The following is a 1363-nucleotide window of genomic DNA, read 5'->3' as shown; positions in this document are numbered from 1 at the left end:
TCAGGATCGGCTGGTGAATAGGTGTATAAACCAATGGCATTTAACACATACCATGATGACATTTCTCCTGCATCATCCATTCCTGCATAAGCCAATCTTTGGGGTCCCATACGATAAAAATTATTCAATATTTGATTTAATATTTTCTGTGCCTTAGGTTGCTTGTTGATATAATAATATAAATAAGGCGCGCTATGTCCAGGTTGGTTTCCATGGCAATACTGGCCGATAAAAACGGTTAAATTACAAGCTTCATAACCTTTCCATGGAATTGTAAATAATGAATCCAGCTTAGCTTCAAAAACTCCCTGGTTTGGGTATAGACTAATTAATCCCTCGGTATCATGTGGTGCAAAAAAACTGGATTGCCATCCGGTGGCCTCTCTGTACATATATTCGTAATAAGGTCGTTCCGGATCAAAAGGTATAATCCAATCTCCATTGGCCAATCGTCCCCTCATCAATTTAGTAGTAGAATCGAACAAGTATTTATAGCCCTTAGATCTTTTCATCAATATTTTATAATTGATAGAATCACCTATTTCTTTTGCCAACAAAGCAATTGCGTAATCGTCATAAGAGTACTCCTGAGTTTTAGTAACTGCTGCTTTAGCTTTAGTTTCCAATTGTGGATCTTCAATATCCATTTCTGAAATCCAGCCTCTGTTAATGTACTCTTTAATATATGGTCTGCCTCCTTTACCTTCTTTAAAGGCATTATTAAGTAATAAGTTGTATGCTTTTTTTACATCAAAATCTTTTATTCCTCTTAAATAACTCCCTGCAATAAAAGTAGAGGCATGGTCTCCATGGAAGAAGGTTGGAATAAATCCACTTATTTCGCCTCTGTTAATGGTTGACTTAATAACATCAGAAGCGACATCTGGAGAAATCATTCCTAACAAAATGAGTTTATTACGATAATCATCCCAAAATGATGGATTGCTATAATATCTGAAACCTTTGTTAACTACTTCACCCCTGTCATCAACAAATTCACCATTAATATCACTCAATAAAATAGGCCATAAAAACGAACGATATAAAGTAGAATAGAATGTTTCCATGTCATCTTCAGATCCACCGGAAACTTTGATTTTTGATAATAACTGTTCCCATTCGGAAGTAGCTTCTGAGCGAACCTGAGCAAATTCTTTAGATAACATCTCTGCTCTCAAATTCATCTTTGCATTTTCTACACTCACATATGAAAAACCAATTTTCACTTCCAATACATCATTATCCTCTTCATTGATATACTGAACAACATCTACTTTTTTATCATTATCCTTAACAGCTGCGATATCCTTAATTTTATGATTGCTTACTGCATAAAAATAAAAGGTACGTCCGGTTTGTTGGT

The 1363-nt window shown here is 35.0% G+C and carries 1 protein-coding gene; it reads right to left on the bottom strand.

Annotation, left to right across the window (positions count from 1 at the left end; translation table 11 throughout):
- A partial coding sequence (locus tag OM075_RS25045; RefSeq protein ID WP_301193301.1) for a glycoside hydrolase family 92 protein occupies positions 1-1363 on the bottom strand: 1363 nt, incomplete at both ends.

Source organism: Plebeiibacterium sediminum (assembly GCF_026013605.1).
GTDB lineage: Bacteria > Bacteroidota > Bacteroidia > Bacteroidales > Marinilabiliaceae > Saccharicrinis > Saccharicrinis sediminus.
The sequence above is the reverse complement of the archived record's forward strand: the minus strand, read 5'-3'. Positions and strand labels throughout refer to the sequence as shown.